Raw genomic sequence first — 19,057 nt, forward strand, 5'->3', positions numbered from 1 at the left:
TTCATGCCATTGGGGGTGGTATCTTTTTTGTAATTAATATGTTATGAAAGCGCATTTACTGCACAATCCCAAAGCGGGTGACAAAGATCACTCGGAAAGTGAACTGATGAAAAAGATCAGTGCCCATGGTATAAAATGTATGTATTCCTCCGCAAAAAAGAACTGGTGTAAAGACCTGCAGCCAGATGCAGATTTTGTCATCATTGCAGGCGGAGATGGCACGGTCAGAAAGGTGATACTGGAGTTCCTTACCGGCAGGGCGGGCGACAAAAGATACCCGCTTGCATTATTGCCCATGGGTACTGCGAATAACATCAGCCGCTCCCTGCATATAACAGGCGAAGAGGATGATATTATTGCCTCCTGGCCTAAACACCATATCCAGCAGTTTGATGTGGGGAAGATCGCCGGTTTTCATGAGCAGATGTTCTTCCTGGAAAGCTTTGGATTCGGCATTTTTCCTGTGCTCATGGCGTCCATGAAACAGCTGGAAGAACCGGATGATCCGGAAGAAAAAATAAAGCTTGCGCTGGAAGTATTGCACGATGTCATCGATCATTATCAGGCGCAGGAATGTAAGCTGCAAATTGATGGAGTGGATTATTCCGGTCAGTACCTGATGGCAGAGGTCATGAATATCCGCTCTATCGGGCCAGGGCTGAACCTCAACGGAGACGCCGGTCTGGGTGATGGGGAAATGGAGATCGTCTTACTGGGCGCCGATAAAAGGAAGAGCTTTTCTGCCTACATCAAAGACCGTATCACTTCTTCTTCCCATAAGGATTATGACCTGCCTGTTATCAGGGGAAAGAACGTCCGTATTTCCTGGGGAGATGAACATGCACACATCGATGATGAGCTGATAAAATCAGCGGACGGTAAAAGCTACATTGTCAGCATTTTAAAGCGGGAACTGGAGTTTTTAGTCCCCCGTTAGACGCCTTTACTTGCTTCCTCCCTCTATAAGTGGTAATTTGCAGCTTTTTATGTGATATCAGCTTAATATGAATTTGTTAGAAGTATCGGACGTGCGAAAGCAGGAAGGGGAAGAAGAAGTACTGAAAGGTGTAAGTTTTACACAACAGGCATTCCAGAAAGTAGCGATCGTAGGCGAGTCAGGGTCTGGCAAAAGTACCCTGTTGAAGGTAATAGGCGGTCTGACGCAGTCAGATGGTGGGGAGGTGCGGTTTGAAAACGTGAAAGTGAAAGGACCACTGGAGCGGCTGTTGCCAGGGCAACCGGGTATCGCTTATCTGTCTCAGCACTATGAGCTGCGTAATCACTACCGCATGGAAGAGATCCTGGCCTATGCCAATACACTGACAGATGAAGATGCGGAAAGACTATATAAAGTCTGCCGTATTGATCACCTCATGAAAAGAAAGAATGATCAGTTGTCAGGTGGAGAAAAACAGCGTGTGGCGCTGGCCCGTTTGCTGACCACCGCACCCCGCATGCTGATCCTGGATGAACCTTATTCCAATCTCGATCCTATTCTTAAAAATACGCTGAAAGCGGTGATCCGTGAGATCAGCGAAGACCTGAACATTACCTGTCTGCTCGTCTCTCACGACCCGATAGATACACTCTCCTGGGCAGATGAGATCATTGTCATGAAAGACGGTCAGATCGTTCAGAAAGCCGATCCACAGACGATCTACAACCAGCCTGCCAATGAGTATGTAGCGGCATTGTTCGGCAGCTATAACCTGATCACTGCTGCCAGTGCGGCTGACTTCAGCCAGGTAGCCGGCCTTCCTGTCAATGGTAAAAGCATGTTCATCCGTCCGGAGCGCTTCCGCGTGGTGGAGAAGGGACAGCATGGCTTATCCGGCACCATCAGTGATGTAAGCTTTATGGGCAGCAGTTATGAACTGCAGGTAGCGCTGGCTTCCGGTACCATCACTGTCAGGACCGATAACAGCGGACTCATAAAAGGAGCGCCTGTTTACCTCTCTTTGTCGCCTGCGGATGTGTGGTATGCCTGATAATAGCGGCAGATGACGTACATTAGGGGCATGAAATTGACCCAGGAGCAGGCCGCCATTATCAACAGCAAAGGAGATATCAGGATCATCGCCGTAGCAGGAGCCGGCAAGACGACTACCCTTATTGAATATGCGAAAGCAAGACCGGATAAGAGTATCCTGTATCTTGCGTTCAACAAGACGGTTAAAATAGAGGCGGAGCGGAAGTTTGCAGAAGTGAAACTCAATAATGTGCGTGTGGAAACGGCGCACTCCCTGGCTTATCATTACATTGTCAGAGGCTCTAAGTATACCATCAAGCCTGAGGGCTCCTATAAGATCAACGAGATCGTTGACATCCTGCATCTGCGTGGTCTCAAGGGAAAACATACAGAATCCATCCTCGCTACACATATTAATGCCTACCTTTCCTATTTCTGTAACAGTGCACCACCAAAGGTCTCTGACCTGGATTATGAAGATATCCTGACAGACAGGGAAGCTATACAGTTTGCGACCCGGTACAAGAAAGACATCCTGTATCAGACCCGCCTGTTCCTCGATAAAATGAACAAAGGCGAGATCCCTATCACACACGATTTTTACCTGAAGAAATTCCAGCTGGCCGGGCCGGTACTGCAATATGATGTGATCCTTTTTGATGAGGGCCAGGATGCGTCAGGTGCTATGCTGGAAGTATTCCGTACACAGGCAGGTGTCAAGGTACTGGTAGGCGATAGCCATCAGCAGATCTATGGCTGGCGTTATGCGGTCAATTCACTGGATAAGCTGAACTATCCGATGTATACACTCAGTACCAGCTTCCGTTTTGACCAGGACATTGCTGACCTGGCGTCTTATGTTATCCAATGGAAGAAGTTGTATAGTGCGCCGCTGACAGTGAAGATCATTGGTTTCGGTAAATCACGGAAGTCACAGACCCGGGCAGTAGTGGCCAGAACCAATGCCGGTTTGCTGGTAAAAGCGATCGAATTGCTGATCGAAAAGAAAGAGATCAGGACGATCTATTTTGAAGGCAGGATAGAGAACTATACCTATGCAAATGACGGTGCTTCGATCTATGATATCCTGAACCTTTACAATGGAGAGGTAGGTCGTATCCGCGATACAACCATTGCCAGCATGGGCAGTATGGAAGACCTGGAAGACTACATCAAAACTACAGGTGAAACACAGCTGGGGATGCTCGTGGACGTGGTGAAGAAGTATGGAGCGAAGATCCCGGGGTATATCAAAAAGCTGAAGGACTGTCACCTGGACCATGATGATAAGGAACAGGCAGATATGATCTTCTCTACGGTACATCGCTGTAAGGGCATGGAATACGATGAAGTCACACTGACGAATGACTTTATCACGCACGATAAAGTAGTGAAGCAGGCAGAGAATATAGATAAGGTTAATATCTCCAGGTTGTCAGAAGAGATTAACCTGCTGTACGTAGCCATTACCAGGGCCAAGAGCCATCTCTATATTCCGCAGGAAATACTGACGGGGCAGAAGAAAGCCATCCCGGTGCTGAAGCAAAGAAGAGCCTCCGGAGCAGAGACAAAGGGTGAGAACTATGTGTACGCCGGAGTCAGGAAGTAATTAGTTCTTTTTAAAATTGAGCAGATCTATCATCAGGTTGAAAGCATCCATGGCGGAGGGACTGTTCAGTTTCAGCGGTTTGATGATGTAGCCGGATACACCCAGCTTGTCAGCAGTAGCCTTGTCTGTTTTATCGCCGGAAGTAGTAAGAATGAAACGTTTGATCTGTTTCAGTTCTTCTCTCTGATGCATGTATTGCAATAATTCAAATCCATTTACTTTAGGCATATTGATATCTATCAGCATGACGTCAGGCAGGGCTTCAGTGCCTGTGTTCAGCTGCTCGTCCAGGAGTGCAATGGCCTCTTCGCCATTCCTGGCATTGGTCAGTTTATAAAAGATATTCAGTTTATCAAGTGAACGCTTAATATCTATCACATCCAGCTTATCATCTTCTACCAGTAAAATATTAATCGGTTGCATTTTATTCTTTTGACCAGGTGAATGAAAAGACAGAACCCTTGCCCGGTGCCGAGACCACATTGATATGTTGCTTTTTGGTCTCTAATATTTTTTTGACGATTGCCAATCCAACACCTGTGCTTTCGAAACTATCCCTGTCCTTTAAAGTCTGAAAAATAGTAAAAATCCGCTTGTGATAATGCTTTTCAATTCCATTTCCATTGTCTTCAATGAAAAATTCATAGTGATCTGACCTGTCCTTATAGTAGATTTTTACAGTAGGGCCGGGCTTTTCATTGTGTTTGATGGCATTGCCGATCAGGTTAGAAAAAATCTGAAATAACCAGAGCTTTTCTGCATGCAAAACGGGCAGATCTGCAATTTCTACGTCTACATGGTGACTGTCAGGCAGGTTGTCTATTACTTCTCTGACGAGCATATTGAGTACTACTTCTTCTTTTATGATCTCTTCTTTATCTGCTTTTGCGTAGGATAAGAGACCCTCGATGAGGTTCTCCGCCCGGATGATACGGCCATTGATCAGCTCCATATATTCACTGACCTTCGGCGTTAGTTCATGTTTGTGATCTTCCTCTATCCATGATACCACGTTACTGATACCACGCAACGGCGCCTTCAGGTCATGCGATACAATGTGTGCAAACTGGTCCAGTTCTTCGTTAGATTTCTTCAGCAGGGTAATATTGCGCGAGAGCTCTCTGGTCATGTGATTGAGGGCTTCGCCGAGTGAGCTGAGTTCATCGCTGCCGGTATCGTGAATTGTCACATCATAGTTGCCACCGGCAATGTTATTGGCCAGATCGGTCATTACCTTAATACGCCTGGAGATCTTTAAGGTAACATAGATGATGATGAACAGGCCCAATACAATGGAAGCGGAGGTCAGCATCAGCGATAATATATTAGTGTTGGTAACAGAGGCAGCCAGTTCTTCTTTCCGTTCCTCACGGCGGGTATATTCATAGGCAGAGAACTGTTTGAATTTTTCCTGTAAGGCTGTCTGGATCGCTCTTTCATGGCCGGAGGAGAATTTGTCCTTATATACCATATTGAAGGTATCCAGGTGTAGCCGGCTGATAGAGGCAGATTTCTTGGCTTCTTTCAGCGGGTCGGTATATTCAGCCGTCCATTCTTCATTTAGTTCATTGATCTGATGAAGCATGTTGCGTTGTGCCGTATCCATCTGCATGGCATTCATCTCCTGCAGTATGAGCCCATTCTCAATATTAGCGGTGTCATACGCTTCGACAAAAGATTGTTCTCCCGTGAGCAGGTAGCCCCTGAGACCGTTCACCATCGCCAGTACATTCCGCTGGAACCGGCTGCTGGCACGTACCAGGTTAGTAGAATTGGTAAAATAGTTGTTGTTCTCCGTCACTGCATTCGAGAGACTGAAATTCACGAATGTGGTGATGGAAAACAGGATCAGGACGGAGACGAATCCCAGGAATATATAGTGCGAAATTTTCATTGCAGGCAATGGTAACAAAAAATAAGAGAATAGCCTATATTACTATTCCGGAAAATAGTAAGGAATGTATCAAATATCCGGTATAGTTTTAGTGGCAATGTGTTCTTTGCCAGATTACTTTACCTGTAGTATTTACGCTATGTGTATGCGAACATAACGCTTTTTGTGCTAATCGGTACAATTCAGCCAATTATATAGTGTGTCATTATAGGAACCCATTTGACAACAGCCCCTGGCATAAGCAGACTGTCTAAACGATTGAACAGAAACTGTTAAACTGATAACGAAGCAATATATGGATGACCAACTCAGGAATGATGAGCAGGCCGGCACTTCCCGGCGCTCGTTCCTAAAACAGACCTCTTTAATGACCGCACTGGCGCTGGCGCCCGATGCTGTGATGAAAGCCGCTGAAAAGGGGCTCGACGAACAGATCGCCTCGGCTATTGAGACCATGCCGTTAAATCTCACCATCAATGGTGTAAAGCAAAGTGTCAGGATAGAACCACGTGTTACACTGCTGGACCTGCTACGGGAACGCCTGCAGTTGACCGGTACCAAGAAAGGTTGTGATCATGGGCAATGTGGTGCCTGCACTGTTCATATTGATGGAGAACGCGTGAATGCCTGTCTGACGCTGGCTGTAACCACCGAGGGCCGCTCCGTTACGACTATCGAAGGACTCGCAGATGGCGACAACCTGCATCCGATGCAGGAGGCCTTTCTTGAACATGATGGTTTTCAGTGTGGCTATTGTACACCAGGGCAGATCATGTCCGCCATCTGTTGCATCAGGGAAGGACATGCCAATACACCGGATGAGGTGAGGGAATATATGAGTGGGAATATCTGCCGTTGCGGTGCTTATTCCAATATCGTGGATGCGATCATGGACGTAAAACAGGGAGGGAAAAAGGTATGAAACAGTTCAGTTATGTAAGGGTCACCTCCAGTGCGTCCGCCATAGCCGCTATCTCCAAAGATAAAACAGCGATGTTCCTGGCTGGTGGTACTAACCTCGTTGACCTGATGAAGAGCGGTGTGACCAGCCCGGATCGCCTGGTAGATATTACACGCCTGCCGATGGCCGATATCGCACTGACAAAAACGGGGATACGCATTGGGGCGCTCGCAAAGAATACAGCCGTCGCTGAACATGCAGAAGTGATTAAACATTTTCCGCTGTTATCGCAGGCATTAAAAGCCGGTGCTTCTCCCCAGTTAAGGAATATGGCGACAGTGGGTGGCAACATGATGCAGCGCACGCGGTGTCACTATTTCTATGATACCGCTATGCCATGTAATAAACGTCAGCCTGGTTCGGGGTGTGGCGCTATCGGTGGATTTAACCGTATGCATGCCATCTTTGGTGCAAGCGAACAATGTATCGCTGTACATCCCAGTGATATGTGTGTCGCATTGACTGCACTGGATGCGGTAGTAACTGTGCAGGGACCAAAGGGTGAAAGAAAAATTCCTTTCGGTGATTTCCATCGCTTACCAGGTACCACACCTGAAATTGATAACACTTTACAAAGAGGAGAGCTTATCATGGCTGTGGATATTCCCTATCAGCAGGAATTAACAAAGACGCATTATCTGAAGGTAAGGGACCGTGCGTCATACGCCTTTGCACTGGTGTCAGTTGGTGCGGCATTGTCGGTCAGCAGTAACAATATTACTGATGTACGGCTGGCCATGGGCGGCGTTGCGCATAAGCCCTGGCGCTTGAAGGAAGCGGAAGCCTTTCTTAAGGGAAAGCCGGCTACGGAAGACAATTTCCGCGAGGCAGCCCGCCTCACGATGGCGTCTGCAAAGTCACAGGGAGCCAACGAATTTAAACTGACGCTGGCGCCCAACAGTATTGTGGAAGCACTGAAACTGGCCGTAGCAAACGGTAATAACTAAACGCTAAAAACCCAAAGAATGGGAACAGATAAAAAAAGTGAGCCGCTGAACCGGGTAGACGGCAGAGCGAAGGTCACCGGTAAAGCGAAGTACTTTGCGGAGTTTGATATACCTGGAGTTACCTATTGTGTAATGGTCACAAGCACCATTACCCGCGGTACGATCAACACCATCAATACAAAAAATGCGGAACGCGCACCTGGTGTCCTGGGCATATTCACACACCTGAACATGCCGGTCATACCAGGTTGGGCGGAACCTGGTAATCCTAATGCAAAGCAACCTGCCGGCGGAGAGAAATACCGCATGTTAGGTAGTAATAAAATACTGTTTAACGGTCAGCCTATAGCGCTGGTAATAGCCAATACACTGGAGCGTGCACAATATGCCGCTTCACTGGTTACAGCTACCTACAGCAAGGCAGATCATCAGACTGACCTGTTGAAAAATACACAGAAAGCAGCCATGCCCGGCCGGTTCGGAGATTACTCCCGCGGTGATGATAAAGAGGCATACAAGACAGCCGCTGTTACGATCGCTGCAGATTATACCATCCCCATTGAAGTGCATCAGCCTATGGAATTATCCGGCATCCTGGCTTTCTGGGAAGGAGAGGATAAGCTGACTGTCTATGCCAAGACGCAGGGCGTGAAAGCGACGCAGCGTACTTTGGCGGGTGCATTTAAAATACCGGAAAAGAATGTGCAGGTGCATAGTGAATTTGTAGGCGGTGGATTTGGTATGGGACTGCGTGCCTGGCCACAGGAAGTAGCCGTAGCTGCTGCATCCCGGCAACTGAAAAAGCCGGTTAAGCTGGTCATGACCCGTGAGCAGATGTTCACCCTCGTTGGCCATCGTCCCTACACTATACAGCACATTGGTATGGGCGCAGATAAAGATGGACAGCTACTGGGTATCTATCATGAAGCAACTGGTGAAACCGCCAGCTATGAAGACTTCACGGAAGGGACTGTTGCGATGACCCGGTTTATGTATGCCTGTCCGAATGTAACGACGAAATACCGTATCGTACCGCTGGACAGAGGTGTACCTATCTGGATGCGCGGTCCGGGTGAGGCGACGGGTGCATTTGCACTGGAGTCAGCGATCGATGAAATGGCGTATAAAGTGAATATGGATCCGCTGGCATTCCGGGTGAAGAATTTTACAGAGATTGATCCGGAGAAGAATAAACCATTCTCCAGTAATAACCTGAAAGAAGCGTACCAGCTGGGAAGTGAAAAGATCGGGTGGGATAAGCGTAATCCGGTCCCGGGTGCTACGAAAGAGGGAGAATGGCTGGTCGGCTACGGTATGAGCACCGGCGTATTCGGTGCACACCGTGGAGAATCTGCCTGCCGTGCCCAGTTGAACCCTGATGGTACACTGGTATTACAAAGTGCCACCAGCGATATTGGTCCGGGTACCAGTACCGCCATGGTACAGATCGCACATGAAGTGACCGGTTTGCCGGTGAATAAAATAAAGTTTGAGCTGGGAGATGCATCATTGCCACCTTCCGGGAGCCAGGGCGGTTCCGCAACAGTATCTTCTGTCGGCTCAGCGGTATTTGATGTGTGTACTGCACTGAAGGCGCTGCTGGCGGAAAACGGACTGGCGTTTGAAGCCGCTACCGTACAACCGGTAATAGGCAAGTCAGCAACCCTGAAGCAGGTACTGACAGCACAGAACAAACCGTTCTTCGAAGTGACTAAGTCATCCAAAGGTGGGGCGGAGCAGGAGAAATACTCCATGTATTCGTTCTCGATCCATTTTGCAGAGGTCAGGGTGCATCCCGGTACAGGTGTGGTGCGGGTAAAACGTGTTGTAACCGTAGCTGATTCCGGCAGGATCGTGAGTCCGAAGACGGCTGCCAGTCAGATGATAGGTGGTGTAACGGGCGGTATCGGTATGGCGCTGATGGAAGAAGGGGTGATCGATCACCGCTATGGCCGTCTGGTGAATAATAATCTCGCCGACTACCATGTACCGGTGAGTGCAGACGTGCCACATATCGAGACGATCTTCATCGATAAACCAGACCCATATAGTAATCCGATGGGTTCAAAAGGGATGGGAGAAATTGCGCTGATAGGATTTTCCGCTGCTGTGGCAAATGCGGTGTATCATGCTACCGGAAAGCGTATCCGGGAATTACCGATTACGCCGGATAAAATATTGTCTGCCTGATAGTTTTGTAAGTGGCCCGCCTGACGCGGGCCGCTTTTTTGTATGCAAGCGCACAAATTCGTAATTTCACAGATTGCCTCCGCGACGGAGGCTGACGAGATATGCATACAATCAACGACGTCCACCACCAGTTTGCAGAATACTTTCAGATACCGGCTTTAAAGCCGTACGCTTACCTGCTTTCGAGAAAACTCAGCGAAGGGCATATCTGTCTGCACCTGGACCAGCCTGTGGAATCTGCCAGCGATCTGCCTGCTTTCTGTGAAGGCCTGCCAGTAGGTAGCAAACCGCTGCGTAACATTCCCCTGGTAGGAAAGGATGGCAATACCAGTCAGCCTTTCGTATTGTACCAGGAACGCCTGTATCTGCAAAGATATTTCCGGTATGAGACCACCTTCCTGCAACGTATCTACCAGTTCCTGTCTACGGAGAATGAAGTGATGGCGGAAAGACTACGCCAGCTGGAGGCAAACCGTGGTTTTATCAGCTATTTATTTGAAGGAGGGCCGGCATTCGTAGCAGATGGCGGTGATCCGGTGGACTGGCAACTGAGCGCTGCGGTGACAGGTGTGCTGAATAACTTCACGATCATCACCGGTGGTCCTGGTACTGGTAAAACAACCACGGTAGCAAAGATCCTCGCCATCCTTTATTATCTTGACCCTTCATTGAAGGTAGCGCTGGCTGCGCCAACAGGTAAGGCTGCCGCGCGTATGGCAGAGAGTCTCAGGAATACGCAGCTGCCGGTAGATGCGAGTATCACGGCACAGTTCCAGAGTTTGTCGCCCAGTACTATACATCGGTTGCTCCGCACAAAGAAAGACAGCCCATATTTCGTATATAACGCCGATAATCCACTGAACTATGATGTGGTGATCGTAGACGAATGTTCTATGATCGACGTGGCATTATTCGCTAAACTCCTTGATGCGATCGGTAAAGGCACCAGGCTGATCCTGCTGGGGGATAAAGACCAGCTGGCTTCCGTAGAAGCAGGTAGCCTGTTTGGCGACCTCTGTCAGACACAGGCTGCCCTGAATATGTTCACAGCCGACAGACGGGAACTGATCAACTCATTCATACCCGACGAAAGAAGAAAACTACCGGTAACCCAGGTAAAGGAACAGTATGGTCATCCGTTGTTCCAGCACCTGGTAGAGTTACGTCGTAGTCACCGATTCAGTGGAGATAAGGGGATCGGTAAATTCAGTAAGGCGATCATTGCCAATGATCAGGTAGCGATAGCCACTTTCCTGGAGCCGGGTGCTGATGAACAGGTGATAATAGATCAGACCTATTCCAAAGAATTGTTCGCACGTTTTGTGGATGGATACAGTGCGTTTATCGTAGAAAAGGATATCCGCCGGGCATTGCAGCTGCTGAATGAACTACGTGTACTGGTCGCGATCCGTGAACGTGAAGAAGGATTGTATGCCATCAACAGAAATATAGAAAAGATCCTGCATGATAAACGACTGATCCGTGTGAATGCAGAGTTCTACGAGAACAGACCTATTATCCTTACCCGGAACTATTATGAGCATGGCCTCTTTAACGGAGACACCGGTATCATCCGTGCGGATGAACAGGGTGTACTGATGGCCTGGTTTGAAGATAGTAACGGCGAACTGAAAGCCATCCTGCCAGGATACCTGACGGAGGCTGAAACAGTGTTTGCCATGACTATTCATAAAAGCCAGGGCTCCGAGTTTAAAGAGGTACTGGTCATGCTGCCGAAGGCAAAGGACGTTCCTATTCTGACACGTGAGTTGCTCTATACCGGTGTGACAAGGGCCAAACAGAAGGTATATGTACAGTCATCTGCGGATGTACTGATGCAGACGGCAGCTCGTTTCGTGGAAAGGGCTTCAGGCATCGCACAGCGTTTTGCGGACGATCGCCCCTGACAATTGAATAACACTTATGGCACTATATCTGAGCGTGTCCAATTCCCTGGAGAATCTTTCCCTGGGAATGGCACAGACACTGAAGGCTTCACAGAGCCAGGTGTTTGAACAACATCTCATCGTCACACAGACGGAAGGGATGAACAACTGGCTGAAACTACAACTGGCATCGTACCTCGGTATCGCTGCCAACTGTCGTTTTCTGAAACCAAATGATCTCATTCATCAGATCTATTTCCTGATGGATGGACGTTACTCTGAAATGCTTTCCGGAAGAAATCTCACCTGGCTGTTATATAAACTGCTGGGCGACGATGTATTTCGTGAAACCTATCCTGCCGTAGCTACTTACTATCATACAACTGAACCAGACAGCGACCTGAAAAGAATGGGGCTGGCAGAGAAAACAGCTGACCTTTTTGACCAGTACCAGATCTATCGTCCGGAGATGATAAATGAGTGGAATACGCCACCGGAAGATCCCTTTGCGAAAGTAGAATGGCAGCAATATCTCTGGGGCGAAGCGAAGAAGGTCTCCGGTAATGCACTGCCGGATAAGACCATTGTAGGACGCCACATCCTTGATATGCTCAAGAATCCGGATCAGCAGGCAATGTTGTCAGAACGGATGAACACTGTACACCTGTTCGGTCTCTCCATTATCACCGCTTACCACGTACAGATCTTACATGAATTATCTGCTTTTATAGATATCCATTTTCACATTATCAACCCTTCTCCGGAACTATTCTGGTTTGATGATAAAAGTGAAAAACAACAGGCCCGCTGGCGACAGAAAGGACGGCCTATCCATGAATCAGATGTGGCGGGTAATCCGCTGCTGATGGGATGGGGCCGCGTTGTGCAGGATACCTTCGGACTGTTCTTTAAGTATGATGCGTTCATTAACGCCTACGAAAGTATAGGACTGGTAGAGCCGGTACCTGATACCTTGCTGAACAAGGTGCAGCATGATATCTTCTATAATGCCAACAAGGATGTGCGTAACCCCATCTTCCCGGAAGATGTGGAAGATGGTTCCATCACTATCAACAACTGTTACACCGTAGCCCGTGAAGTAGAGGTACTGTACAATTACCTCGTACACCTGGTCGATAAGAAACGTGAGACCTTATCACCCAGAGATATTGTTGTCATGGTGAGAGATATCGATGTGTATGCACCTTATATCAAAGCTATTTTTAATAACGCACCGTATAAATTCAGGTACACCATCGCCGATGAAAGTTATGCAGACAGTGATAACCTGTTCAACGCCCTGCATGCCATACTGCGACTGAATGAAGATAATTTCAAAGCAGAGGAAGTCTTACAATTACTGGATTCTTCCTATATCCGTAAGCGCTTTAATATCAACAATGTCCCCCTGATCCGTCATGTGGTGGATCAGGCGAATATCCGTTTTGGTATCCATGGTGCAAAAGAAGACGAAACATTCCTGGTGAGCTGGAAATATGGTATCAGACGTATCATGTATGGTATTTGTATGAGTGGCGACCAGGAGTACGGAAAAGGAGAGGACAGCTTCTTCCCGCTCGATGTACTCGAAGGTAGTGAGAGCCTCGAAATCGTACGTTTCTGTCACTTTACAGAGGTGCTTATCTCCGCTATCGAAGAGCGCAGGAAAGATCGAAGTATCAGTGGATGGGTGGAATATATAGAAGGACTGCTGCACAACATGGTGTATGAGCCGGAAGAAGAGGTGGATGAAGATTATAATACCCTCATGCAGCAGTTATCCGATTATAACCTGTTGAATGAGTATATGAGCGATACGGTGGCTTTTGATGTATTCAGCCATAGCTTCCTGCAAACACTGACAGGTACCACACGTACCGGCCTGTTTGTGAATGGTGGTATTACGTTCTGTTCCCTCATCCCGATGCGTAGTATTCCCTTCCGGGTCGTAGCGATGCTGGGACTGGACTATGACAAGTTCCCCCGTCGGGAGCAGCCGGTAGGCTTCAACCTGATGGAGAAAAATAAACAGCGGGGCGATCGTAATGTGAAAGACAACGATAAACACCTGTTCCTGGAAACGGTATTGTCTGCCCGTCAGTACCTGTATATCAGCTACGTCGGACAGAGTGCCAAAGACAACAGCCGTATGCCGCCTTCGGCATTGGTAGATGAACTGCTCGACTATATTGAATCGGGTTGTGAGGAGCCAAAGATGGTGAGGGAGCAGCTGGTGACGCGGCAGCCCTTGCAGGGTTTTAGCCGTAAATATGGACAAGGCAATGAACGCTTATACAGTTATCTGAATACAACAGTAACAGAACGCGCGATCACCCGGGCTGACAAGGCGATGGAGCAGGTAGCCATGGAGGAGATCGATCTCGATGAGTTAGTTCGTTTCTTCAAAAATCCATTCAAAGCGTACTACAACAAAGTGCTGGGCATCTATTACAATGATGAACAGGTATTGCTGAATGAAACAGAGATCTTCCATCTTAATCATCTGCAGCGCTGGAACCTGAAGAATGAGCTGTTGCAGATGGATGCCACGGCGATTGCCAATATGAAGATCAGGTTAGTGAAGACCGGTCGTTTGCCATTGAAGAACATGGCGTATGTGGCTTTGCAGCAGATAGAAGCAGAGGTGCAACCGGTACGTGAGAAGTTCAGGGCCTGTGTGAATGGGGCAGAAGAACGGTCTGTACAGGTCGATCTGGATATAGAAGGAACATTACTGAAAGGAACGATCAGTAATGTATTTGACGAGAAGATGGTACAGGTGTCCTGGTCGCGGAATGAGACGAAATACCTGGTAGAGGCATACATCCGGTACCTCGCTGGTCGTGCCGGCGGTGTGTTACGAGGGATGTATTTTATATCAGGGGTGAATAAGCAGGAAGTGTACGAAGCACTACCTATCGGACAGGAAGAGGCATTTAAACGGTTGTCGGCACTGGTGCAGATCTTCAGAGAAGGGTTTGAGAAGATCACCCCATTCTATCCGGACTTCGATATTAAACCAGCAAAGGTGTCAGAGTTGGATTTTGCCTCGTTTAGCAAGAAGGTGTCTTTGACGCTGAAGAAAACCGAGAGTAATAATCCCGACCCATATATCTACCGCGAATTTGAGAATGGTTTCTTCGAAGACGAAGCCACACTGGAAGTATACAAGACACTTTGTGGTCACCTGCTGATGCCATTGGCAGCGCTACTTCCGGATTATTACAAATAATACTGAGAACAACACATGAACGAACATATCAGCTACCAGGAGTTTAATGCGGCTACCGTCCCACTACAGGAGAGTAACCTGATAGAGGCCAGTGCCGGTACCGGGAAAACATATTCCATTGCCATTCTTGTATTAAGACTGGTGCTGGAAAATGCACTTTCCATTAAGGAGATCCTGATGGTGACCTTCACTAAAGCGGCCGTAGCGGAGCTGGAGGAACGTATCCGTTTGTTCGTGCGTAATGCATATAAAATTACGGAAGGACATGAGACCTATGATGAGAACATCTTCCGGCTGGTAGAAGCTGCGGTACACCGCAACGGACTGGAAACGGTACGGCAGCAACTTCGTGACGCCGTACTCTTTCTGGATGAAACAGCCGTGCTGACCATCCATAGCTTTTGTCAGAAGACACTGAACGAGTTTGCTTTTGAGACCGACCAGCTGTTTGGTGCAGAGATGATCCAGGATACCAAGACACTCATATCGGAGGAAGTACAGAAGTTCTGGCGCCGGTATGTAACTACACTGGACATCCGGCTGCTGGAAAAGATATGGGAACCAAATCTGATGGATGATATTAACAACGCCCTGAATGAACACATGGGAGGCAAACGTTACTACGCCTATCAGCCAGGCAGGAGGTATACGATCAAGCCGAAAGAGCAGGAGGACTGGTTACATCAACTCGATACCCTGGATGAGATCAGGGAGACTGCCGCGCAGAAGGTACTGGAGATGGTTGTCAATGAGAGAGAGAAGATCAGAGAAGCCTGTAAAAGTAATGCAAATGCCAGGAGATATTTGCTGCCTTTGGTAGATGATACCGAGAAGTTCATTGCTACAGTACAGGCCAGACGCAATGAATCAGAGTATATCAGCAAGACAGTACCCGATCTGGTAGAAGTGATGACTGCTGCTGACCTCATAGATGAGCAGCGTAAGGAGATCGTGCAGCAGGTGACCAGCCGGTTGTATTGTTTTGCGATTGAAGAGATAGCGGCGGGCGTGAAAGGTTTTAAGAAGCGTAATAACCTGCTGAGCTATGATGATATGATCACCAATCTCCACAGGGCATTGGTGGAAAAGAATAATCCCAGACTGGAAGAGGTATTACGCGAGAAGTATAAAGCGGTATTCGTAGATGAGTTCCAGGATACGGACAGAATGCAGTATGAGATCTTTGAGAAGGCGTTCGGAAAGGACACCATCCTGTTTTATATTGGCGACCCCAAGCAGAGTATCTACGCCTGGCGTAAGGCAGATATATTTACCTATTTCAAGGCAAGAGAGAGCGTGCAGCAACGGTATAGTATGAACAGGAACTTCCGTTCATCTGCACCGTTCATTGATGCAATGAACCAGTTCTTTCTGCCCGTGGAGCACTTTGATACTTTCTACTTCGAAGGTGAAGCAAAGGCCATTGACTATTTCCGGGTGGAAAGTCCGGAGGATAATACCAAAGGTTTATTGTTCAGAGGGGATGAACCGGATGTGCCGATATCTGTTTTTGATGCGGCCAATAATGAGGAACTAGCCGCAGCTGTCGCTGCACAGGTAGCGATGTTGCTCAGAAGTGGTGAGTATTTTATCGGCGATGAGGATGAACGCCGCCCTGTACGCCCATCAGATATAGGTGTACTGGTGCGTACGGGGAAGCAGGGTAGGGAGATCAAAACCCAACTGGCCAGACAGGGTGTATCAGCCGTAACGGTAGATGATGCCAGGGTACTGCAATCAGAAGAAGCAACGTATCTGTTATACCTGATGGAAGCCATGCTCGCCCCTAACAGGTCTTCCATTAACCGCGCATTGTTATCTCCGTTCACCGGGTTGAAACTGGAATCAGTATTGACCCTGGATGACGAAGTCACGCTGAGCTTATTCGGTAACTATAAGAACAAGTGGCAGCAGGACGGTATTTATACTGCGATGATGGACTTCGTGGCCGACTTCAACATCCGTAATGTGTTGTTGCACACCCATACGGAAAGCGGCGAGCGTATCATCTCTAACCTGTTTCAGCTCACAGAACTGGTCCATCAGATTCAGAACAGGAAGAACCTCTCTATGATGGAACTGGTGTCATGGCTGAAGCGGGGAATCGATGGAATGGCTACCGAAGGAGATGAATACGAGCAACGTATTGAGAGTGATGAAGAGGCGGTGAATATCGTAACGATCCATAAGAGTAAAGGGCTGGAGTATAAGATCGTAATGGCCCCTTATCTTGACTTTATTCCTAAAAAGCAGATCAACTTTTTCAGCTTTCGTGATCCTGATACCGGTGACTATGTCGGCATTGAAAAGAAGCGTATGACGGAGGAACAGTCGAACTCATATGCCCGTCAGACGGAGCAGGAGAACAGGCGTTTGCTGTATGTGGCGATCACCCGCGGTGTGTACAAGTGTTTTATTTTTAGTAACAATGATAAGTATCACAAAGAGTCCACTTTAAAAGAGTTCCTGAAAGTACTGAGACAGGCCGCCATCTCGCCCGGTATCATCCGCTTTGAAGCAGGTTTGCCAGTAGCGCCTGAGCAGCAGCCAGCGGATCATGTATTGCCATTGTCACCGCTGGACCCTCAGACGCCGGTACGGTTTGTACTCAAAGAGCAGAACTGGCGTAAGATGAGTTATACCATGCTGGCGGCTAAGGCAGAGCATAGTTTGCGGGCCAGGCCGTTACAGCAGGAAGATCCATACGAGACTTTTATCTTCCATACATTAAAACGCGGTGCGAAGACAGGTAACCTGCTGCACTTCCTGTTTGAGAATATCAACTTCTCTGATGATGTCAAGTGGGAAAAATGGCTGACGGAAACAATCCGCAGGTTTGTACCCGGGCAACAGGAACTCTATGGACCGATGTTACGGCAACTGCTGGAACATGTGTTACAGACAGATATCACAGTAGATGGCCGTACCTTCCCATTGTCAGCCGTGATCTGGCATAAACGTATTCCCGAGTTTGAGTTTGACTTTCCGGTATCCGCGTTTTACCCGGATATGCTGAATGGTTTGTCAGACGAGCGGACAAGTGTGGTAGTGCGCCGCTTTCATGAGCAGGGTAGCCATGAACTGGAAGGGATCATGAATGGTAAGATGGACCTATTCTTTGAGCATGAAGGCCGGTATTATATTCTGGACTGGAAGTCGAACTACCTGGGAGGCACGCCGGATGATTATACACCAGCTGCTGTAGCTGCAGCCATGAATGAGAATAACTACCATCTGCAATACCTGATCTACACACTGGCTGCTACGAAATACCTGCAAAGCCGGCTGCATAAATTCGATTACGAGAAGCAGTTTGGAGGTGTGATCTACTGTTTTGTGAGGGGCATAAGAAAAGGGCAGTCTACCGGTATATTTACCACTAAACCACCCTTTTCCAAGATACTGCAACTGCAGAATAGTCTATCGCCTGATGTCAGCAAAAAACAACCTCCGCAGAAGGAACTATTTAACTTCGACTAATACCGCCCGTTGCTGCTGCTCCAGTTTCGCCTGTACCAGCAATGCATGCAGTACTTCTGTGGAAAAACCATGCAGTAATAATCTGAAGGCAGCACCTGCCATGGGCAATGGAATCATGGGGTGCTTATTGTTCAACGCAGTTAGTTTCTCCGGGCAGTCCATGATCGTCGCCGCATAGATACCGATCACCTCATCCAGTTGGAGAGAGTTGGTAGCGCGCCAGAAGTCTGCGTCTGTCAGGAAGAACTGGTATACCGGCGTAAAGATCTCAATGGCTGTTCCCAGGTCAATGAAGTTCGTCCAGCCATCCCGGAACTCCTCAATGGGGATCGGTGTAGCAGAGATAGCACTGAAATCAGGCTGTTCCTGTTTAACCACTTTTACACCTTTTTCGTCAATAGCCTTATTCAGGTTAATGATGAAATTATACAGGTTCAGGTCATGCTCCAGAAAGAGGTTATCTCTTACATCGGCCACCTTCACCGGCTTCAGTGGATTCATGGGAATGTTCTCTGCTCCCCTCACATTATCCTTGATAAAGCGCAATACTTCAGAACCCAGGTAAAAATGCCGTAAGATCAGGTAGTTGGCCTCTGGTGTAATAAAATACTTCATGCCCCAGTAAAGGCTCTTATGAAGCATTTTAGGGGCATTGATCAGATTGGGTACAAAGATCTTAAACACCTGCATCAGTACAATGCTGATCCTCGCAAACGCCTTTATAACCGGATAGAGGAATTGTCTGCTCTTTGTAGATGAGTCATACAAAAAGGCGGCCTTCGCATCCGGGTTGAACGGAATACTTTTATCGAGGAACAACGCATGCCAGTGACTGGGATTGCGCGTGTCATGCGGCATCTGCTGATAATACTCCCTGTTATGTAACATA

At 47.9% G+C, this 19,057-nt stretch carries 12 protein-coding genes; 9 read left to right on the plus strand and 3 right to left on the minus strand.

Annotated elements, in window-relative coordinates; all coding sequences use genetic code 11:
* The first annotated feature begins 43 nt into the window (after positions 1 to 43).
* From GWR21_RS26120 to GWR21_RS26130, 3 genes are all read left to right on the plus strand, one after another.
* Entirely contained in the window at positions 44 to 937 is an 894-nt protein-coding gene (locus GWR21_RS26120; protein ID WP_162334655.1) for a diacylglycerol/lipid kinase family protein, read from the plus strand.
* A 67-nt stretch (positions 938 to 1,004) separates the two neighbouring features.
* A complete protein-coding gene (locus GWR21_RS26125) occupies positions 1,005 to 1,988 on the plus strand; it encodes an ABC transporter ATP-binding protein (protein WP_162334656.1) in 984 nt (327 codons plus the stop codon).
* Positions 1,989 to 2,000: 12 nt separating this feature from the next.
* Positions 2,001 to 3,578 (plus strand): UvrD-helicase domain-containing protein, encoded by a 1,578-nt coding sequence (locus GWR21_RS26130; protein ID WP_238430016.1) that lies wholly within the window; start codon positions 2,001 to 2,003, stop codon positions 3,576 to 3,578.
* Here the strand turns inward: GWR21_RS26130 and GWR21_RS26135 are convergent, their stop codons facing one another.
* Both GWR21_RS26135 and GWR21_RS26140 read right to left on the minus strand, forming a co-directional pair.
* Positions 3,579 to 4,001 (minus strand): response regulator, encoded by a 423-nt coding sequence (locus tag GWR21_RS26135; RefSeq protein ID WP_162334657.1) that lies wholly within the window; start codon positions 3,999 to 4,001, stop codon positions 3,579 to 3,581. It abuts the gene before it with no gap.
* A 1-nt stretch (position 4,002) separates the two neighbouring features.
* On the minus strand, positions 4,003 to 5,472 hold the full coding sequence (locus GWR21_RS26140; RefSeq protein ID WP_162334658.1) for an ATP-binding protein: 1,470 nt from the start codon (positions 5,470 to 5,472) through the stop codon (positions 4,003 to 4,005).
* Positions 5,473 to 5,767: 295 nt separating this feature from the next.
* Between GWR21_RS26140 and GWR21_RS26145 the strand changes: the two genes are divergently transcribed.
* The 6 genes from GWR21_RS26145 (at position 5,768) to recB (ending at position 18,168) form a co-directional block, all read left to right on the plus strand.
* Complete coding sequence (locus GWR21_RS26145; RefSeq protein WP_162334659.1) at positions 5,768 to 6,394, plus strand: (2Fe-2S)-binding protein; 627 nt, start codon at positions 5,768 to 5,770, stop codon at positions 6,392 to 6,394.
* Entirely contained in the window at positions 6,391 to 7,380 is a 990-nt protein-coding gene (locus GWR21_RS26150) for an FAD binding domain-containing protein (protein ID WP_162334660.1), read from the plus strand. The genes GWR21_RS26145 and GWR21_RS26150 overlap by 4 nt, the downstream gene beginning before the upstream one ends.
* Positions 7,381 to 7,398: 18 nt before the next feature.
* Positions 7,399 to 9,570: a xanthine dehydrogenase family protein molybdopterin-binding subunit gene (locus GWR21_RS26155; protein WP_162334661.1), complete on the plus strand. Its 2,172-nt coding sequence runs from the start codon at positions 7,399 to 7,401 to the stop codon at positions 9,568 to 9,570.
* A 101-nt stretch (positions 9,571 to 9,671) separates the two neighbouring features.
* Complete coding sequence (gene recD, locus GWR21_RS26160; protein ID WP_162334662.1) at positions 9,672 to 11,477, plus strand: exodeoxyribonuclease V subunit alpha; 1,806 nt, start codon at positions 9,672 to 9,674, stop codon at positions 11,475 to 11,477.
* A gap of 16 nt (positions 11,478 to 11,493) precedes the next feature.
* Positions 11,494 to 14,688: an exodeoxyribonuclease V subunit gamma gene (gene recC / locus GWR21_RS26165; protein ID WP_162334663.1), complete on the plus strand. Its 3,195-nt coding sequence runs from the start codon at positions 11,494 to 11,496 to the stop codon at positions 14,686 to 14,688.
* A gap of 15 nt (positions 14,689 to 14,703) precedes the next feature.
* On the plus strand, positions 14,704 to 18,168 hold the full coding sequence (recB, locus tag GWR21_RS26170; protein WP_162334664.1) for an exodeoxyribonuclease V subunit beta: 3,465 nt from the start codon (positions 14,704 to 14,706) through the stop codon (positions 18,166 to 18,168).
* Here recB and GWR21_RS26175 read toward each other — a convergent pair.
* Positions 18,151 to 19,056 carry a DUF6999 family protein gene (locus GWR21_RS26175; RefSeq protein ID WP_162334665.1) on the minus strand — a complete coding sequence of 302 codons (906 nt, stop codon included), beginning with the start codon at positions 19,054 to 19,056 and terminating at the stop codon, positions 18,151 to 18,153. The genes recB and GWR21_RS26175 overlap by 18 nt on opposite strands.
* Position 19,057 lies beyond the last annotated feature (1 nt).

The organism is Chitinophaga agri (assembly GCF_010093065.1).
In the GTDB taxonomy this organism is placed as follows: Bacteria; Bacteroidota; Bacteroidia; order Chitinophagales; family Chitinophagaceae; genus Chitinophaga; species Chitinophaga agri.

Bases quoted from the DNA above. Each gene is read 5' to 3' on its own strand.
- GWR21_RS26175 (WP_162334665.1), bottom strand. From the start codon at position 19,056: ATGTTACATAACAGGGAGTATTATCAGCAGATGCCGCATGACACGCGC.
- recD (WP_162334662.1), top strand. From the start codon at position 9,672: ATGCATACAATCAACGACGTCCACCACCAGTTTGCAGAATACTTTCAG.
- recC (WP_162334663.1), top strand. From the start codon at position 11,494: ATGGCACTATATCTGAGCGTGTCCAATTCCCTGGAGAATCTTTCCCTG.
- recB (WP_162334664.1), top strand. From the start codon at position 14,704: ATGAACGAACATATCAGCTACCAGGAGTTTAATGCGGCTACCGTCCCA.
- GWR21_RS26135 (WP_162334657.1), bottom strand. From the start codon at position 4,001: ATGCAACCGATTAATATTTTACTGGTAGAAGATGATAAGCTGGATGTG.
- GWR21_RS26125 (WP_162334656.1), top strand. From the start codon at position 1,005: ATGAATTTGTTAGAAGTATCGGACGTGCGAAAGCAGGAAGGGGAAGAA.
- GWR21_RS26145 (WP_162334659.1), top strand. From the start codon at position 5,768: ATGGATGACCAACTCAGGAATGATGAGCAGGCCGGCACTTCCCGGCGC.
- GWR21_RS26130 (WP_238430016.1), top strand. From the start codon at position 2,001: ATGACGTACATTAGGGGCATGAAATTGACCCAGGAGCAGGCCGCCATT.
- GWR21_RS26140 (WP_162334658.1), bottom strand. From the start codon at position 5,472: ATGAAAATTTCGCACTATATATTCCTGGGATTCGTCTCCGTCCTGATC.
- GWR21_RS26120 (WP_162334655.1), top strand. From the start codon at position 44: ATGAAAGCGCATTTACTGCACAATCCCAAAGCGGGTGACAAAGATCAC.
- GWR21_RS26150 (WP_162334660.1), top strand. From the start codon at position 6,391: ATGAAACAGTTCAGTTATGTAAGGGTCACCTCCAGTGCGTCCGCCATA.
- GWR21_RS26155 (WP_162334661.1), top strand. From the start codon at position 7,399: ATGGGAACAGATAAAAAAAGTGAGCCGCTGAACCGGGTAGACGGCAGA.